Here is a 16,542-nt window from a genome sequence, read left to right as displayed (position 1 = left end):
GCTGTCTGCCGTGCCGGCCGTCCTCGGCTCCGCCGCGCACCGCTACCGGCCCGCAGGCTGGCGGGGCGCGGGATCGAGCGCGTGCCCGACCCGTGCCGCCAGCAAGGTCATCTCGTAGCCGACCATGCCGATGTCGCACTGCCGGTCCGCGTGCACGGCCAGCGTGGCGCCCCGGCTGACGGCGGTGACGAACAGGTAGCCACCCTTCATCTCGAGAATGGTCTGGGTGACCGCGCCCGCGCCGAGCAGGGTCGCGGTGCCCGACGCGAGGCTGATCAGCCCCGACGCCGCGGCGGAGAGCTGGTCCCCCAGCGTCTCGCCGACGCCCGGCGAGAGCGCCAGGCAGAGGCCGTCGCCGGATACGACGACGGCGTTGCGCACCCCGGGCACGTCCCGGGTGAACTCGACGAGCAGCCAGTCCAGCCGGCCTGTCGATGCGCTCATGTCCGTGTCCTCCCGTTGTCGTCGGTCATCTCGGCGGTCCTGGTGGGCCGCTGGGCGTGCAGGTCTCGGTCCGCGGCGGCCTGAGCCGCCTGCCTGCTCGCCTGGTAGCGCGACAGGGCCTGCGCCGCGGAGGGGCTGGGGCTCGCCGCGGGCGACGTGGCGGCCGTCGACTGCTCGGGCACCCTCAGCTCCGGGGCGAGGCTCGCCTGCGGGACGCGGCGCCGAAGGCCCGTCCGGCCTGCCTCCGAATCCGCCCCGCCGGCGGCCGCCGGCGCGGTGCGGGGGGCCGGGATACCGGCGTCGTGCCCGGCCTCGGGCCGGGGGTTCGGGATGCCGGAGTCACGCCGCGCCGCCGGGGAGGGCCGGGGAGACGGCGAGGCGGGCGCCGAGCCGTTGCCGTTCGACGTGTGCCCGTTCGCCGCCTGCGCGGAGGCCCCGTGCCCGTTGGTGCCATGTCCGTTCGTGCCGTGCCCGCTCACGCCGTGTCCGTTCACCCCGTGCCCGTTCGCGTCGTGTCCGTTGGAACTCCCGGTCAGACCCCGCGAGCCGTTCGGACCGGGCTCGTGCCCGCTCGTCCCGTACGCAGCGAACCCGGCCTTGCCCACGGTGTCCGTCCCGGCCGGCGGCTCCCACCAGCCCGTCCAACCAGGGCGGCCCGCCCGTGCACCCGGGACGCCGAACGCGGTGCCGAAGGCGGCGTCCACGCCGGGGTCCCTGCGCGTCGGCAGCCCGTCCGCGCGCGGATCCGGTTCGACCGGCCCGCCCGGGCGGGCCTCGTCGGCCCGGGGCGACGGTGCGGTCCAGACGGTCTCCGGAGCCGGGACCCGCGCCGGGGCCGGGGCTTCGAGGCCGGCGAGCGACTCGCCGGGGGCGAGCACGCCGCGGGCCGAGTAGGCGCCACCGGCGACGGGCGCGGCCTCCCGCGAGCGGTCGAACCGGACGGTCCTGTCGAGCTGGGGAGCACGGTCGAACTCGGGGACGCCGTACTGCGCGGAGTGGTCCTGCGCAGGGACGGCGTCGAAGGGATCGATCCCGAAGGCCTCCGGGCTCTCGTTCGCCTCGGCGACGAACAGCGCCGCCGGCACGATCACGACGGCCGTCAGGCCGGACCCCGGCGTCGCGCCGAGCGAGACCTCGATCTTGTGCCGGGCCGCGAGCCGCGCGACGACGTGGAAGCCCAGGCGCTGCGACACCGACAGGTCGACCTCGCGGGGGCGCAGCAGCAGTTCGTTGGCCGTGGCCAGCTCGTCCTCGGGCATTCCGACGCCCCAGTCCTCCACCGTCAGCACCTGCCCGCCGGACTCGACCCGGTTGGGCCGGGAGCGGATGGTGACCACGGTGTCCGGCGGGGAGAACCGGACGGCGTTCTCGGTGAGCTCGGCGACGAGGTGCGTGAGGTCCGCGACACTGTGCCCGGCCACGGCGAGCCGGTCGTCGACGGCGAACTCGACCCGGTCCAGGTCCTCGGTCTCGGCGATCGCGGCCCGCACGACGTCCCGCAGGGACACCGGGGCCGACCAGACGCGCGGGGGCTGCTCGCCGGAGAGCACCAGCAGGCTCTCCGCGTTGCGCCGCACCCGCGTGGCGAGGTGGTCCAGCTTGAACAGCTCGGCGAGCGCGTCGGGGTCGCGCTCCTTCTCCTCGAGCTGGTTGATGATGTCGAGCTGGCGGTAGAGCATGCTCTGGTTGCGTCGCGCCAGGTTGACCAGCATGTCCGAGGTGAACTGCTGGCGGCCGATCTCGGCGTCCGCGAGGACGAGGTCGCGCCCCATCTCCTCCTTGGCGGACTGCTCGTCCTCGGTGATCCGCCAGAAGATGACCATGCCGACGCAGGCGAACAGCACCGCGACACCGTGGACGGACGACCAGAGCCACGGGTTCTGCTGTGCGGCCGGGTGGTTGAAGATCAGCTGGCTGTAGAAGATCGTGCCGAAACCGTGGCTGACCACGACGAACAGCACGTTCCACAGGAACGGCACCCAGTCCTGGTACAGCGCGATGAAGCCGATGATGATGAAGAAGTGGAAGTGGGCCTCGATCATCCCGCCGGTCAGCCCGACGAGGGCGGCCGAGCAGTAGACCAGCCCGCCCGTGACGAGCGACGACGCCAACCGCCGCTGACCGGCGAGGAGGTGGCCGCCCGCGAGCAGCACCAGGACCGGCACCAGCGACAGCAGGGTCACCGACACGGGCTTGCCCAGCGTCACGCCGATCACGAACAGCCCCGGCACGTGCGCCAGAAGCACCCATTCCAGCAGGCGATGACGCCGCGCCCAGGCGGCGTCGTCGAGCGTGTTGCCCTTGGGCAACCACGCGGTCAGCTTCGTCAACACTCGGTCCGCACCTCTCTCGATCCGGTCTGGGGAGCCGGACTGACGTCACGACCCGGCCCGGCGTGCTGCCCCGATCGGGGGACCAGCAAGACGTTCCATTCGCCGTGAGTCCGGAAAGCTACACGGACGGTGCCGACGATATGACTCGATCGTGGAGACGTAGCGCGGGAGGTGCGAGCCGCTCCCGATTGCCGCGAACCACCGACCGTTCGGCCCACGAACAGCCCCCGGAGTACCGGCGTGTCGCGCTCCGAGCCGCGGAACCCCCGCAGCGGTCTCCACTCGACGCCCCCAGGTAACCATCGAGCGACAGAATGTGACCATTCGGCGACATCTTAGGGAGGCCACCGTTTCGATCTCGCCGTTCGAGCGTCGGTAACACCCCGGGCACGCTGCGCCGTTGTCACGACGAACGCCCGCATTCCTCCATACGGGTCAGTAGTGGCTCGGCCACTCGGCCGAGCGTGAAACTCAGATTTGGTGGGTAGCGTCGGCGAGCGCCGCGGTTCCCCCGTTCGAGACACCGATCGCGGCACCCCGGGCGCGACGCGGCGCCCGGACAAGCGGCTTCCCTCGTCCCCCCGGAGTACTGCGTGAAGATCCTCCTGCTCTGTTCCGCGTTCAACGGCCTCACCCAACGCGTGTGGACGGAGCTCCGGGAGGACGGACACACCCTCGACGTCCGGCTCGCCGGCAGCGAGGACGGCGTCCGTCGCGCCGTGGCCGGCGCGGAACCGGACCTCGTGCTGTGCCCGTTCCTGAAGGACCGGGTGCCCGAGGACGTCTGGCGGCGCCACCGCGTCGTGGTGCTGCACCCGGGTCCGATGGGGGACCGCGGGCCGTCGTCCCTCGACTGGGCGATCACCGAGGATCTGCCGGTCTGGGGGGTCACCGCCCTGCAGGCGATCGAGGAGATGGACGCGGGCCCGGTCTGGGGCACCCGCACGTTCGCGATGCCCCGCGAGGCGGACGGCCCCGCCCGCAAGAGCGCCGTCTACAACGGCCCGGTCACCGAGGCTGCCGTCGAGCTCGCCCGCGAGGTCGTCGCCAAGGCCGCCGACCCCGCCTTCGTCCCGCAGCCGCTCGTCGAGGGCGCGCCCGGCGTGATCGGGCGGCTCCGCCCCACCATGAACCAGGCGGACCGCACGTTCTCGTGGACGGACCCGACCACGCACGTCCTGCGCCGCGTCCGGGCCGCGGACGGCGCACCCGGGGTGAGGACGGTCCTCGCGGGCGTCGAGCTGTTCGCGTACGACGCGATCCCGGGCGAGGCGCTGCCGGGCGAGCCGGGCACGATCGCGGCGCGGCGGCACGGGTCGGTGCTCGTCCGGACCGGCGACGGCGCGGTGTGGATCGGCCACGCGAAGGTGCCCCGCGGCATCAAGCTCCCGACGACCGCGGTGCTGGGCGAGCTGCTCGCCGGCGTCCCCGAGTCCCTCGACCACCCGACCACGGAGGGCCCGAGCCACGGCCCGCGTGAGATCGGCTACCGCCGCGTCGGCGACGTGGGCGTGGTCCGGGCCGACCTCTACAACGGTGCGATGTCCGCGAGCCAGGGCCACCGGCTCGCCGCCGTGCTGCGGCACGCGGTCGCCCAGGACACCAAGATCCTGGTGTTCGAGGCAGGCGAGACGTTCTCCAACGGCATCCACCTCAACGTCGCCGAGGCGGCGGCCCACCCCGCCGCCGAGAGCTGGCGGAACATCAACGCGATCAACGACGTCTGCCGTGAGCTGATCACCTGCACGCACCAGCTCGTCGTCGCGGCGATCGGCGGGAACGCGGGCGCGGGCGGCGTCATGCTGGCGCTCGGTGCGGACCGGGTCGTCGCCGCCGCCGGCTCGGTGCTCAACCCGCACTACCGCAGCATGGGCCTGACCGGCTCCGAGTACTGGACCTATGTGCTGCCCCGCCGGGTCGGGATCCGGGAGGCCGAGCGGCTCACGTCGGACTGCCTGCCCGTCGGCACGGCGGAGGCGGTCCGGATCGGGCTGGTCGACGAGGTGCTGACCGGTACCCGGGCGGAGTTCGACGCCGCGGTGCTCGACCTCGCGGCGCGGCTCGCGGCGGACCCGGACCTGCCCGCGCAGCTGGCCGCCAAGCAGGCCGGCCGGGCCGCGGACGAGCAGCGCCGCCCGCTCGAGGCCTACCGGATCCAGGAGCTCGCCGAGATGAGCCGGGACATGTTCGACGACCGGCACGGCTACGCCGGGGAGCGGCGCGCCTTCGTCGCCAAGGCGAAGAAGGACGAGCCGGGCTCGGTTCTCGCATTGCCCCGCCAGCGGGACGAGCGCTCGGTGCGGGTGGTCGCCGTCTGACGGAGCGGAGAGTCACGGCAGACGGAGCAGCGGGGCCGGACGGCGGCGTCGTTCCCACGCGGGTTCCCCCCGTGGGGGGCTGCTCCCGGGCCCGCCGGCGGCCACGCTTCGGGTATGGACCTCGGACCTCGTTCCGCGGCCGGGGTCAGCCGGCCCGGCCTCGCCGGTACCGCTCGCCGTCCGAGCGATCTTCCGGCAGGTCGGCTGCCGCTTCCCGACCACCGGCTGCACGGACCGGCGACCGCGGTCCTCAGCGGGATCGGACTCCTGATCCTGGTCGTCGGGCACCCCGGGGTGACGCCGTGGGGTCTCGTCCTGGCGGTCGTCGACCTGGTGCTGACGACCGGGCTGGGCCTGGTCCGGGGCGCCGCCGTCGGTCTCACCGACGGTGATGACGACCGCCTCCGGCGTGGCCGGGTCCTCACGCTGGGGCTGTGGACCGTGACGACGGGCGTGCGGATCGGCGTCGCCCTGCTGGCCGCGCGCACCGGGGCCGGACCGCTCGTGGAGTCCACGCTGCTGCTCTCGTTCGGTATCAGCCTGCTCGCCCAGGGCGTGGTGCTGCGGCGGCGGGCTCGCCGGCGACCGCCCGTTCCGGCCCGGGGTCGCCTGCCGACGCCGCCGAGGGCGCCCGTCGACACCTGGTGGACGAGGCCGCCGGACCGCGCGGGCCGTGTGCCACCCCTGCCGGCACGGGCCGGGCGGACCGTGAGCCGCCGTCAGGAATCCCCGCCGTCGAGGGCCATCTGCAGCTCGTACCGGTCCCCGCGGTAGCGGGACTGGCTGTGCTCCACCGCACGGCCTCCGCTGAACGACACCCGGTCGAACAGCAGGACGGGCCGCGACGGCGTGATCCCGAGCAGCACGGCGTACTCGTCGCCCGCCTCGGCGGCGGCGACGGTCTGCTCCGCGCGGTCGATCGGCAGCCGGTAGCGGTCCCGCAGCGTGTCGTAGATCGAGCGACGCAGGTCGCAGCTGTCCAGGTCCGGCAGCAGCGCGGCGTTGTACCAGGCGTCGTCGACGGACATCGGCGCGCCGTCGGCGAGCCGTAGCCGGCGCACCCGGATGCACTCCTGGCCGGAGCGCAGGGACAGCGCGTTGATCGTGGCGACGGGCGGGACGGCCCGCTCCACCTCGAGGACGACGGTGGTGGGGGTCAGGCCGAGGCGGCGCATGTCCTCGTGGAACGACGCGAGGTGCAGGCGGGACCGCGCGGTCCGCGTGGCGACGAACGTGCCCTTGCCGCGGACCCGCTCCAGCAGGCCCTCGCTGACCAGCTGCCCGATCGCCGCGCGCACCGTGATCCGGCTGACGCCGTGGTCGATGCAGAGCTGGCGCTCGCTGGGGAACAGGTCCCCGGGCTCGAGGGTGTCCGTCGCGAGCGCGGCCAGGATGGTGCGGAGCTGCTCGTGCTTGGGCACCGCACCGTCGTGGATGCGGGCGGGCTGCGCCATGTCGACCTCCCGGGGACGAGCTGTGGCCGCGACCCGTACTGGTCATGACCACCGGTGACCGGTGCCGAGGTTACCCGCACCGGGACACGACCCTCCGCTCCGCCGCGCGCAGTGGGTCGCGGGCCACCAGTCCGGCTCCCACCACCCCGGCACGGTCGCCGAACGCGGAGAGCACCACCGGCGGTGGCTCCCGCCAGGCCAGCCCGTCCGCGAGCGCGGCACGCACGGGATCGGCGAGCAGCGGGCCGGCCAGGGACAGCCCGCCCGCGAGGACGATCACGGCCGGGTCCAGCAGCGCGGTGGTGGCCACCAGTGCCCGACCCAAGGCCACGCAGGCCTCGGCCCAGAGCGCGCGGGCGAGCGGGTCGTCGTCGAGGCGAGAGACCAGCTCCGCGGCGGTCGGCCCCGGAGCGGATGGCGCAGGGCCGGACCGGTCAGGGCCGGACCGGTCGCGGTACCGGCGGCGCAGGCCGCCCGCCGAGGCGTAGGCCTCGGCGCAGCCGCGCTGCCCGCAGGCGCACGGCTCCCCGCCGGGGACGACGGGGACGTGCCCGAACTCGCCCGCCGCGCCCCGGGTACCGGTGACGACCCGGCCCCCGACCAGCAGGCCCGCCGCGAGCCCCGTCCCCGCCACCACCACGACGGCGTCGCCCACGGACCGGGCCGCGCCCAGCTCGGACTCCGCCCGGCAGGCGGCGCGGACGTCGTGCTCGACGGTGACGGGCAGGCCCAGCCGGTCGGCGAGGACGGGGCCGAGCGGCAGGTCGTCGACGATCCCGAGGTTCGCGGCCCGCCGGACGACACCGGTCCCGGGCTCGACGACGCCGGGCACGGCGCAGCCGACGGCACCGGTCCCGGGCGTGCGGAGGGTCCCGACGACCCGGGCGACGGCGTCGACGATCGCGGCCGGCCCGCCGCTGACCGGGGTGGGCAGCCGCACCGGAGCGGACGGGAGGCCGCGGGGGCCGACGGGGGAGGCCTTGATGCTGGTCCCCCCGATGTCGACCGCGACGACCTCCGCGAGAACCACCTAGTACCCCTGGCCTGCGGGCTTGTGCTCGTGGATCTCGCGGTAGAACTCCGCGTTCGCCAGCCGGCCCGCGGCGGCCTCGTCGACCACCACGGTGGCGTGCGGGTGCAGCTGCAGGACCGACGCCGGGCAGGAGGCCGTGAGCGGCCCCTCGACCGCGGCGGCGATCGCGGCGGCCTTGTGCGGGCCGGACGCGGTCAGCACGAGGTGCTCGGCCCGGCTGATCGTGCCGAGCCCCTGGGTCAGGACGTGGCGCGGCACCTCGTGCGGGCCGTCGAAGAACCGGGCGTTGTCCGCGCGGGTCTGCCGGGTCAGCGTCTTGACGCGGGTCGCGGACGCGAGCGACGAGCCCGGCTCGTTGAACCCGAGGTGACCGTTGGTGCCGATCCCGAGGATCTGCACCCGGATCGGACCCGCCGCGAGCAGCGCGTCCTCGTAGTCCGCCGCGGCCGCCACCAGGTCCGGGCGCGTGCCGTCCGGGGAGTGCACGGCGCCGGGGTCGATGTCCACGTGGTCGGTCAGCTCGCGCCGGATCACCTGGCGGTAGGACTCCGGATGGCCCGCGGGCAGGCCCACGTACTCGTCGAGCAGGAACGCGGCGGCGCGGGCGAAGGACAGCCCCTCGTCCCGGCAGCGGCGGATCAGCTCGCGGTAGGCGAGCAGCGGGGACGAGCCGGTGGCGAGGCCCAGGTTGACCGGCTCGCCGCCCTGCAGGACCGCGGTCACGATGTCCGCGACGACGCGGCCGCCGTCGGCCGCGGTGGGGAGGATGACGACCTCCATGCTCAGACCGCCCTTCCGTGGAGGACTCGCTCCGCGGTGATCCGCCGGCCCGCCCGGAACACCTCGGCCGGGGCCAGGTCGTGGTCGGTGACGAGGACGTCCGCCCGCCGGCCCGGCACGAGGTCCCCGATCTCGTGCTCGAGCCCCAGCAGCCGGGCCGGGGTGGCGGTGGCGGCGAGGGCGGCTGCGCCCAGCCCGACGCCGCTCCCCAGGACCACCTGGCGCAGGACGTCGACCATGCGGGCGGTGCCGCCGGCGATCGAGCGGTCGGTGCCGGCTCCCGCGAGCCGCGCCACCCGGTCGACGACGTCGACGCGCATGGAGCCCAGCGAGTACCGCCCGTCCGGCATCCCGGCCGCGGCCATGGCGTCGGTGACCAGCGCGATCCGGTCCGGGCCGACGAGGTCGAACACCATCGCGACCGTCTCGTCCGCGAGGTGTACCCCGTCCGCGACCAGCTCCACGACCATCTCGCCACGGCCCGCCGCCGCCAGGCACGCGGCGGCCGGGCCGGGCGCGCGGTGGTGCAGCTCGGGCATGCCGTTGAACAGGTGGGTCGCGCTCAGCGTCGCGCCGCCGGCCTCGGCGATCGCCGCGGTGGTCCGGCCGGCCGTCGCGTCCGTGTGGCCGAGACTGGGGAGCACGCCGTGCCGGATCAGGATCGCGAACAGCTCGCGGTAGCGCGGGGTCTCCGGCGCCAGGGTCATCGACGCGACCGTGCCGCCCGCGGCGTGGAGCAGGCGTTCCAGCAGGGCGGGGTCGCCGGGGACGATCGCCGCGGGGTCCTGGGCCCCGCACCGGGCGGCGGCCAGGAACGGCCCCTCCAGGTGGATCCCGGCGAGGCGGCCCGCGGTGACCAGCGGGGCGAGCGCCGCGACCCGCTCGAGCAGCATGTCCGCCGGGGCGGAGACGAGGCTGCCGAGCAGGGTGGTCGTGCCGTGCGCCAGGTGGTGGTCGACGGCGGCCTGCAGGCCCTCGTCGTCGGCCTCCGGGAAGCCGTGCCCGGCGCCGCCGTGGCAGTGCACGTCGACCAGCCCGGGCAGGACGTACCGGTCCGACGGCGGCGGCAGCGGCACGGGGCCCGCCCAGGTCCCGGCCGGGCCGACCCAGGCGATGCGGTCCCCGTCGAGCGCGACCACGCCGTCCGGGATCGAACGGCCGCCCGCGACGACCGTCCCGCGCAGGAGGAGGGCGGTCATGGGCGCTCGTCCCGGAAGGCCCGGGCCGCCAAGCGGGCGGCCCCGGCGCCGCGCGCCGACCGGACCCGCTCCGCGAGGCGGAGGCAGTCCAGCCGGGTGAACCGGGCGAGCTCGGCGTGCACCGCGGGCCGGGCCCGCGCGGCCGTCGACAGGCTGGTCGCGCCCAGCCCGACGAGGACGGCGGCGAGCAGCGGGTCCGCCGCCGCCTCCCCGCACACCCCGACCGGTTTCCCGGCCGCCCGGCCGGCCTCCCCGACCGCCGCGACGAGGTCCAGCAGCGCGGGCTGCCAGGGATCGAGCAGGTCTCCGAGGGCGCCCGACTGCCGGTCCGCCGCCATGACGTACTGGCCCAGGTCGTTCGTGCCGATGCTGACGAAGTCCACGACCTCCAGCAGCTCACGGGCCCGCAGCGCCGCCGCCGGGACCTCGATCATGACGCCGACCCGGGTCAGCCCGAAGCCCCGCGCCCGGTCCGCGAACCGTGCGGCCTCCTCCGCCGTCGACACCATGGGCGCCATGACGTCGAGCGCGCGACCGGCCGCCTCCGCGGCGGCGGCCAGCGCGCGGAGCTGGTCGTCCAGCACCTCCGGGTGGGCCCGGGCCGTGCGCAGCCCGCGCACGCCCAGGGCCGGGTTCTCCTCCGGGCCGAGCGGGAGGAAGGGCAGCGGCTTGTCCGAACCGGCGTCCAGGGTGCGGACGACGACCCGGCGTTCCCCGAACGCCCGCAGCACCGCCGTGTAGGTCGTGGCCTGCTCGGCCTCGGTGGGCCGGTCCGCCCGCTTCAGGAACAGGAACTCGGTGCGGAAGAGCCCGACGCCCTCCGTCGGGGTCACCGCGGCGAGCTCGGCGTCCGCCACGGTGCCGATGTTGCTCAGCAACGCGACGGGGGTTCCGTCCGCAGTGCGTCCCGGTCCGGCCGCGGCCCCGGGGGCGGAGGTGGCCCGGACCGCCGCAGCCCCGGCGGGCGGGTCGAGCTGCACGGTGCCCGTCGTGCCGTCGAGCAGCACGAGGGTGCCTTCGGGGATCTCCGCCGACGCCGGGCAGCCGACGACCGCGGGGATGCCGAGCGCCCGGGCCAGGATCGCGGTGTGGCTGGTCGGCCCGCCCTCCTCGGTGAGCAGGCCGACGACGTCGCCGCCCGGGAGCGACGCCGTGTCCGCCGGGGAGAGGTCTCTGGCCGCCATGACGACCGGGTACCCCGGCGCCGGGATCCCCGGCATGGCGAGCCCGGCGAGCTGCGCGACCGTCCGGGCGCCGATGTCCCGCAGGTCCGCCACCCGTTCGGCGAGGTAGCCACCGAGCGCCTCGAGCCGCCCGCAGAACTCCTCGACGGCCAGCGTCACGGCGTGCCCGGTGGGCGCGCCGGCGGCCAGGTGCCGCTCGGCCGCGTCGGCCAGGGCCGGGTCGAGGGCCATCGCCGCGGTGGTGGCCAGGACGTCCGCGGAGACCCCGCCGGCGTTCCGGGCGCGGCGCTCGAGGTTTGCGGCCACCGCGGTGAGGGCCTCGCGGACGCGGCGGCCCTCGGCCTCCGGATCGGCCCCGGCCGGGTCGGCCGGGGAGGTCACGACCGGCGGGCCGAGCCGGACGAGCGGGGCCCGGACCGCGCCGGGGCTGACCCCGCGACCGGCCACGACGCGGGCGGAGGCCTCGGTGATCGGGGCCGCCATCAGGCGTCGAGGTCGGTCGCCAGCAGGGCGGCGAGCGAGTCGAGCGCGCCGTCGGCGCCCTCACCCTCCGCCGCCAGGGTGACCTCCTGGCCGCACTCGACGCCCAGGGTCATCACCCCGAGGACGCTGGCCGCGTTCACCGGGTCCTTGCCCGCGACGGCGAGGGTGACCGGGACGGGCGCCGCCGCGGCGGCCCTGGTGAACATGGCGGCCGGACGGGCGTGCAGCCCGACCCGGGACGCGACGGTGACGGTGCGCGAGGGCACGGTGGTTCTCCTCGGGGGTGGGGGTCAGGCCTTGGCGCCGGGCTCGGCGGGCTTCGGACCGGTGGTCTCGACGACGGCGGTGGCCGCGCCCTCGGCCGTCTCCTCGGCCTCCTCCTCGCGCCCCGGCGTGCGCAGGTTCCAGCGCCGGATGACGAAGCGGAACACGACGTAGTACACGACCGCGTAGGCCAGCCCGATCGGGATGAGCCAGAGCGGCTTCGTCGCCTGGCCGAAGTTGACGAGGTAGTCGAGCGCGCCGGCGGAGAACGTGAAGCCGTCGTGGATGCCGAGCGCGTTGACCAGGGCCAGCGACGTGCCGGTCAGGATCGCGTGGATCAGGTAGAGCGGCCACGCGACGTAGACGAAGGAGTACTCGAGCGGCTCGGTGATGCCCGTCAGGAAGGACGTCAGGGCCACCGAGACCATGATCCCACCGACGAGCTTGCGCTGCCCCGGGCGCGCCTCGTGCCAGATCGCCAGGGCGGCGGCGGGCAGCGCGAACATCATGATCGGGAAGAAGCCGGTCATGAACGTCCCGGCGGTCGGGTCGCCGGCGAAGAAGCGGTTGAGGTCGCCGTGGGTGCCGTTGAAGTCGCCGAGGATGAACCAGACGACGGAGTTGAGGATGTGGTGCAGGCCGAGCGGGACCAGCAGCCGGTTCGCGACGCCGTAGACGCCACCGCCGACGACCGTGTTCGCGTTGACCGCGTTGCCCAGCGCGGTGAGCCCGGTGTTGAAGAGCGGGTAGATCAGGCTCAGCAGGACCGCGACGACCATCATCGTGACCGCGGTGAGGATCGGCACGAGGCGCCGGCCGTTGAAGAAGCCCAGGAAGGTCGGTAGTTTCGTGCGGTAGAAGCGCTGCCACAGGATCGCCGACAGCAACCCGGTGACGATGCCCCCGAGCACCCCGTAGTTGACGACCGCCTGCTCGCCCTTGGAGTCGAGCACCCCGTCGAGCACCAGCGGGCTCATCGCGGTGAACACCCCGTCGAGCACCAGGTACCCGACGACCGCGGCGAGCGCCGTCGAGCCGTCCGCCTTGCGGGCCCAGCCGATCGCGATGCCGAGCGCGAAGATCAGCGGGAGGTTGTCGAACAACGCGCCGCCCGCCGCGGACAGCACGGCGGCGACCTGCTTCAGCGAGCCCACCCCGCCGAGCAGGTCGTCCTGCCCGAGCCGCAGCAACAGGCCGGCGGCGGGCAGCGCCGCGATGGGCAGCATCAGGCTGCGGCCGAGGCGCTGCAGGCCGGCGAGGCCGATCCTCTTCTTCGGCGGCGCTGCGGGCGCAGCGGTGGCGGGTGCGCTCATGGCAGGACTCTCCAGAGGGTGTGGGGAAAGGTTCCGGTAGTGCCTCGTCCGCCCGCCCCGAAGGGGAAGGACCGACTCTTGCCGCCGTGTGCGGTCACCGGTAGGGTCCGGTTATGACCACGTAGCTTGGTCTGTGCGAACGGGACTGTCAACCACGGATTTCGGTGCAGGTGCAGTGCCCGATCGGACACGGACCGGCAATCGCCGCGACACATTCCTCGCGGCCTGGGGAGGACACATGGCCAAGGCGGACGACATCGTGGCGGGGCTCGGCGGCGCCGCGAACATCACCGAGCTGGAGGCCTGCATCACGCGGCTGCGCACCGAGGTCGAGGACCCGACGCTGGTCGACCGGGCCGCGCTGCAGCGGTGCGGCGCGCACGGCGTGCTCGTCGCCGGGCAGGTCGTCCAGGTCGTCGTCGGACCGGAGGCGGACACCCTCGCGGACGACATCCGGGACATCCTGTGAACCTCGAGGTCGTCTCCCCCGTCGCCGGCGAGGTCGTCGGCCTCGCCGCCGTCCCGGACCAGGTGTTCAGCGACGAGCTCGTGGGCGCCGGCACCGCCGTCGAACCTCCCGCGGCGGAGGGCCGGATCGAGGTCGTCGCCCCCGTGGCGGGCGCCCTGGTGAAGGTGCACCCGCACGCGTTCGTGGTGCTCGGCGCCGAGGGCGTCGGCGTGCTGGTCCACCTCGGCATCGACACGGTCGGGCTGAAGGGCGAGGGGTTCGAGCTGCTGCGCGCCGAGGGGGACACGGTCGAGCAGGGCAGCCCCGTGGTCGCGTTCGACCCGGCCGCGGTGCGCCGGCGCGGGTTGTCCGCCGTCTGCCCGGTCGTCGTCCTGGACACCGCGCCCGGTGCGGTGACGGGCACGGTCGGGGCGCAGGTGCGGCCGGGCGACCCGCTGTTCACCTACGGCTCGTGAGTGGGCAGGCCACCCGGTGCGAGCCGGTGATCGCGCCGGGCTCGCCCGTCCTGTTCGACATGGACGGCACCCTGGTGCTGAGCGAGCACGTCCATCGCCGGGTCTGGGAGCGGTTCTTCGCGGACTGGCGGATGGACGTCGACGAGGAGACCTACGCCCGGACCTACCTGGGGCGCCGGGCCGGGGACGTCCTGGCCCAGGTCGACGGGCCGTGGCGGGGGACGGACGTGCGCAGCGCCCTGGCCGGCCTGGCCGCGCACTCGCACGAGCTCGCGGGCGAGGTCGAGGAGGTCGGCGGCGCCCGGGACCTGGTCCGCGAGCTGCACCGGCGCGGGCACCGGATCGCCGTCGTCACGAGCGCGGGCCGCGAGTGGGCGCGCCGGGTCCTCGGTGACGTGCTCGGCCTGGCCGACGCCCTCGAACTGGTGGTCACCGCGGAGGACGTGTCGGTCGGCAAACCGTCCCCGGAGGGCTACCTGACCGCCTGCCGGCTGCTCGCCGTGGATCCGGCCTGCTGCGCGGCGGTGGAGGACTCCCCGTCCGGCGTGCAGGCGCTGACGGCGGCGGGTGTCGGGACGATCATCGGGGTCACCACCTCGTCGGCCGCCGCGGAGCTGCGCCACGCCGGGGCGGGGCTGACCGTCCCGGACCTGCGTCCCGAGGCACTGCTGCACGGCTGACCGGCCGTCCGACGGAAGGAAGGCCGGCGCGGGCCGCCCTGCCGGAACGGGCGCCGCCCGGGCGGCCGGCCCCGCTCCGTAGGCTCGCCGCCGTGCGTCTGGTGCTCGCCTCGGCCTCCCCCGCCCGCCTGTCCGTGCTCCGTGCCGCCGGGCTCGACCCCGCGGTGTCCGTCTCCGACGTCGACGAGGACGCGCTGCTCGCCGCCGTCCCGGACGCCACGGCCGCGGAGAAGGTCACCACGCTGGCCGGCGCGAAGGCCACCACCGTCGCCCGCCGGCTCGAGGGTGCGGACGCGCTCGACTCGATCGTCATCGGGTGCGACTCGATGCTGCACATCGACGGCGAGCTCGTCGGGAAGCCGAAGGACGTCGACACGGCGCGCGCCCGGTGGCGGTCCATGGCCGGGCGGCGCGGCGAGCTCGTGACCGGGCACGCGGTGCTGCGGGTGGTCGACGGCGAGATCGACCGGGTCGCGGAGGGGCACGCCGTCACCGTCGTGCGGTTCGGCACGCCCACGGACGCCGAACTGGAGGCGTACCTCGGGACCGGGGAGCCCCTCGCCGTCGCGGGCGCGTTCACCCTGGACGGGCTGGGCGGCTGGTTCGTCGACGGGATCGACGGGGACCCGTCGAACGTCATCGGGATCAGCCTGCCCCTGGTCCGGCGGCTGCTCGCGGGCGTCGGCGTCAGCCCGGTGGATCTCTGGGACCACCCCTGACCCGACGGCGAACGTCGGGCCCGCGTACTACCCTCGCGGCCATGGCTGCACCGATCGACCAGGACCCGACGTTCGCCGAGTACGCGCATCCCGAAAGCCTGGTCAGCACCTCATGGCTCGCCGAGCACCTCGACGGTCCCGATCTCGCCGTCGTCGAGTGCGACGAGGACGTCCTGCTCTACGACACCGGGCACATCCCGGGCGCGGTCAAGCTGGACTGGCACACCGAGCTCAACGACGCGGTCACCCGGGACTACGTGGACCCCGAGAAGTTCGCGCTGCTCTGCGGGGAGCGCGGCATCGCCCGGGAGACCACCGTCGTCTTCTACGGGGACCGCAACAACTGGTGGGCCACCTACGCGCTGTGGGTGTTCCGCCTCTTCGGCCACCCGGACGTCCGGATCCTGGACGGCGGCCGCGCCAAGTGGATCGCCGAGGGCCGCGAGCTCACCACCGAGGAGCCCAAGCCGACGCCCGTCGAGTACCCGATCGTCGAGCGGGACGACATCGCGATCCGGGCGTTCAAGGAGGACGTGCTCGCCCACCTCGAGCGGATGAAGTCGGGGGACGGGGCGCTCGTCGACGTCCGCTCGCCGGGCGAGTACTCCGGCGAGCTGCTGCACATGCCGGACTACCCGCAGGAGGGGGCGGTCCGCGGCGGCCACATCCCCGGCGCCGCGAGCGTCCCGTGGGCCCGGGCGGCGAACGAGGACGGCACCTTCAAGTCCCGCGCGGAGCTGTCCGCGATCTACGAGGACGAGCAGGGCCTGTCGAAGGACGACGCGGTCGTGGCCTACTGCCGGATCGGTGAGCGCTCGAGCCACACCTGGTTCGTGCTCTCCTTCCTGCTGGGCTTCGAGGGCGTCCGGAACTACGACGGCAGCTGGACCGAATGGGGCAACTCGGTGCGGGTCCCGATCGCGCAGGGCGCGGAGCGGGGGCAGGCGTGAACGAGTCGTCGAGTCTGCGCCAGCTGCCTCCCGAGCTCGCGGAGCTCGTCGAGGACTTCTCCGGGGTCGGCCCCAAGGACCGGCTCCAGCTCCTCCTCGAGCTCTCCCGGGAGCTCCCCCCGCTGCCGGACCGCTACGCGGACGCGGCGGACTCGATGGAGCAGGTGCACGAGTGCCAGTCCCCGCTGTTCCTGGCGGTCGAGGTGGAGCCGGAGGGGGACCGCGCGGTCCGTCTCTTCTTCTCGGCCCCGCCCGAGGCCCCGACGACCCGGGGCTTCGCGTCGATCATGCACACCGGGCTGGACGGCGAGCCCGCCGCGGACGTCCTCGCCGTGCCGGACGACTTCTACACCGCGCTCGGCCTGGCCGAGGCCGTGAGCCCGCTGCGGCTGCGTGGGATGGCGGCGATGCTGTCCCGGATCAAGAAGCAGGTGCGGTCCGCGGTCGCCTGAACCAACCTCAAA

Annotated in this window: 17 protein-coding genes; 8 read left to right on the top strand and 9 right to left on the bottom strand. The window is 74.8% G+C overall.

Translation table 11 applies throughout. The annotated features are described in order from the left end of the window. Positions 1–42: 42 nt before the first annotated feature. Together JWP64_RS26980 and JWP64_RS26975 are read right to left on the bottom strand one after the other, a co-directional pair. Positions 43–444: a roadblock/LC7 domain-containing protein gene (locus tag JWP64_RS26980; RefSeq protein WP_297502681.1), complete on the bottom strand. Its 402-nt coding sequence runs from the start codon at positions 442–444 to the stop codon at positions 43–45. After that, positions 441–2,777 (bottom strand): ATP-binding protein, encoded by a 2,337-nt coding sequence (locus JWP64_RS26975; protein WP_297502679.1) that lies wholly within the window; start codon positions 2,775–2,777, stop codon positions 441–443. The genes JWP64_RS26980 and JWP64_RS26975 overlap by 4 nt, the downstream gene beginning before the upstream one ends. Before the next feature lie 593 nt (positions 2,778–3,370). Here JWP64_RS26975 and JWP64_RS26970 point away from each other — a divergent pair. Continuing rightward, positions 3,371–5,095 carry an enoyl-CoA hydratase-related protein gene (locus tag JWP64_RS26970; protein WP_297502677.1) on the top strand — a complete coding sequence of 575 codons (1,725 nt, stop codon included), beginning with the start codon at positions 3,371–3,373 and terminating at the stop codon, positions 5,093–5,095. Positions 5,096–5,209: 114 nt separating this feature from the next. Next, positions 5,210–5,869, top strand: a complete 660-nt coding sequence (locus JWP64_RS26965; protein ID WP_297502675.1) for a hypothetical protein — start codon at positions 5,210–5,212, stop codon at positions 5,867–5,869. Here JWP64_RS26965 and JWP64_RS26960 read toward each other — a convergent pair. From JWP64_RS26960 to JWP64_RS26930, 7 genes are all read right to left on the bottom strand, one after another. Further along, positions 5,815–6,549 (bottom strand): GntR family transcriptional regulator, encoded by a 735-nt coding sequence (locus JWP64_RS26960; protein WP_297502673.1) that lies wholly within the window; start codon positions 6,547–6,549, stop codon positions 5,815–5,817. The genes JWP64_RS26965 and JWP64_RS26960 overlap by 55 nt on opposite strands. A 70-nt stretch (positions 6,550–6,619) precedes the next feature. Next, entirely contained in the window at positions 6,620–7,579 is a 960-nt protein-coding gene (locus tag JWP64_RS26955; protein ID WP_297502671.1) for an ROK family protein, read from the bottom strand. After that, on the bottom strand, positions 7,580–8,362 hold the full coding sequence (gene nagB / locus JWP64_RS26950; RefSeq protein ID WP_297502669.1) for a glucosamine-6-phosphate deaminase: 783 nt from the start codon (positions 8,360–8,362) through the stop codon (positions 7,580–7,582). Between the two features lie 2 nt (positions 8,363–8,364). Further along, positions 8,365–9,561: an amidohydrolase family protein gene (locus JWP64_RS26945; RefSeq protein WP_297502667.1), complete on the bottom strand. Its 1,197-nt coding sequence runs from the start codon at positions 9,559–9,561 to the stop codon at positions 8,365–8,367. Next, positions 9,558–11,228 carry a phosphoenolpyruvate--protein phosphotransferase gene (gene ptsP, locus JWP64_RS26940; protein WP_297502665.1) on the bottom strand — a complete coding sequence of 557 codons (1,671 nt, stop codon included), beginning with the start codon at positions 11,226–11,228 and terminating at the stop codon, positions 9,558–9,560. The genes JWP64_RS26945 and ptsP overlap by 4 nt, the downstream gene beginning before the upstream one ends. Further along, entirely contained in the window at positions 11,228–11,494 is a 267-nt protein-coding gene (locus JWP64_RS26935; RefSeq protein ID WP_297502663.1) for an HPr family phosphocarrier protein, read from the bottom strand. The genes ptsP and JWP64_RS26935 overlap by 1 nt, the downstream gene beginning before the upstream one ends. Positions 11,495–11,518: 24 nt before the next feature. Further along, positions 11,519–12,805, bottom strand: a complete 1,287-nt coding sequence (locus JWP64_RS26930) for a PTS transporter subunit EIIC (protein ID WP_297502661.1) — start codon at positions 12,803–12,805, stop codon at positions 11,519–11,521. Positions 12,806–13,043: 238 nt separating this feature from the next. Here JWP64_RS26930 and JWP64_RS26925 point away from each other — a divergent pair, with 238 nt between their 5' ends. The 6 genes from JWP64_RS26925 to JWP64_RS26900 all read left to right on the top strand — a co-directional run bounded on the left by JWP64_RS26925 (position 13,044) and on the right by JWP64_RS26900 (position 16,530). Further along, positions 13,044–13,274, top strand: coding sequence for a glucose PTS transporter subunit EIIB (locus tag JWP64_RS26925; protein ID WP_297502659.1), 231 nt, complete (start codon positions 13,044–13,046; stop codon positions 13,272–13,274). Continuing rightward, positions 13,271–13,729 carry a glucose PTS transporter subunit IIA gene (locus JWP64_RS26920; protein ID WP_297502657.1) on the top strand — a complete coding sequence of 153 codons (459 nt, stop codon included), beginning with the start codon at positions 13,271–13,273 and terminating at the stop codon, positions 13,727–13,729. The genes JWP64_RS26925 and JWP64_RS26920 overlap by 4 nt, the downstream gene beginning before the upstream one ends. Continuing rightward, a complete protein-coding gene (locus JWP64_RS26915; RefSeq protein WP_297502655.1) occupies positions 13,726–14,409 on the top strand; it encodes an HAD family phosphatase in 684 nt (227 codons plus the stop codon). Before JWP64_RS26920 ends, JWP64_RS26915 begins: the two co-directional genes overlap by 4 nt. Positions 14,410–14,501: 92 nt before the next feature. Then, positions 14,502–15,128, top strand: a complete 627-nt coding sequence (locus tag JWP64_RS26910; protein ID WP_297502653.1) for a Maf family protein — start codon at positions 14,502–14,504, stop codon at positions 15,126–15,128. A 41-nt stretch (positions 15,129–15,169) separates the two neighbouring features. Beyond that, a complete protein-coding gene (locus JWP64_RS26905) occupies positions 15,170–16,078 on the top strand; it encodes a sulfurtransferase (RefSeq protein ID WP_297502652.1) in 909 nt (302 codons plus the stop codon). Continuing rightward, positions 16,075–16,530 (top strand): SufE family protein, encoded by a 456-nt coding sequence (locus JWP64_RS26900; RefSeq protein WP_297502650.1) that lies wholly within the window; start codon positions 16,075–16,077, stop codon positions 16,528–16,530. The genes JWP64_RS26905 and JWP64_RS26900 overlap by 4 nt, the downstream gene beginning before the upstream one ends. Positions 16,531–16,542: the final 12 nt, after the last annotated feature.

Origin of the sequence: Pseudonocardia sp., assembly GCF_025465255.1 — a bacterium.
GTDB lineage: Bacteria > Actinomycetota > Actinomycetes > Mycobacteriales > Pseudonocardiaceae > Pseudonocardia.
This window is presented reverse-complemented; position numbering and strand designations above follow the sequence as displayed.

Coding starts and splice junctions, on each gene's coding strand:
- JWP64_RS26945 (WP_297502667.1), bottom strand. CDS start 9,561: ATGACCGCCCTCCTCCTGCGCGGGACGGTCGTCGCGGGCGGCCGTTCG.
- JWP64_RS26980 (WP_297502681.1), bottom strand. CDS start 444: ATGAGCGCATCGACAGGCCGGCTGGACTGGCTGCTCGTCGAGTTCACC.
- JWP64_RS26965 (WP_297502675.1), top strand. CDS start 5,210: ATGGACCTCGGACCTCGTTCCGCGGCCGGGGTCAGCCGGCCCGGCCTC.
- JWP64_RS26930 (WP_297502661.1), bottom strand. CDS start 12,805: ATGAGCGCACCCGCCACCGCTGCGCCCGCAGCGCCGCCGAAGAAGAGG.
- JWP64_RS26905 (WP_297502652.1), top strand. CDS start 15,170: ATGGCTGCACCGATCGACCAGGACCCGACGTTCGCCGAGTACGCGCAT.
- nagB (WP_297502669.1), bottom strand. CDS start 8,362: ATGGAGGTCGTCATCCTCCCCACCGCGGCCGACGGCGGCCGCGTCGTC.
- ptsP (WP_297502665.1), bottom strand. CDS start 11,228: ATGGCGGCCCCGATCACCGAGGCCTCCGCCCGCGTCGTGGCCGGTCGC.
- JWP64_RS26925 (WP_297502659.1), top strand. CDS start 13,044: ATGGCCAAGGCGGACGACATCGTGGCGGGGCTCGGCGGCGCCGCGAAC.
- JWP64_RS26960 (WP_297502673.1), bottom strand. CDS start 6,549: ATGGCGCAGCCCGCCCGCATCCACGACGGTGCGGTGCCCAAGCACGAG.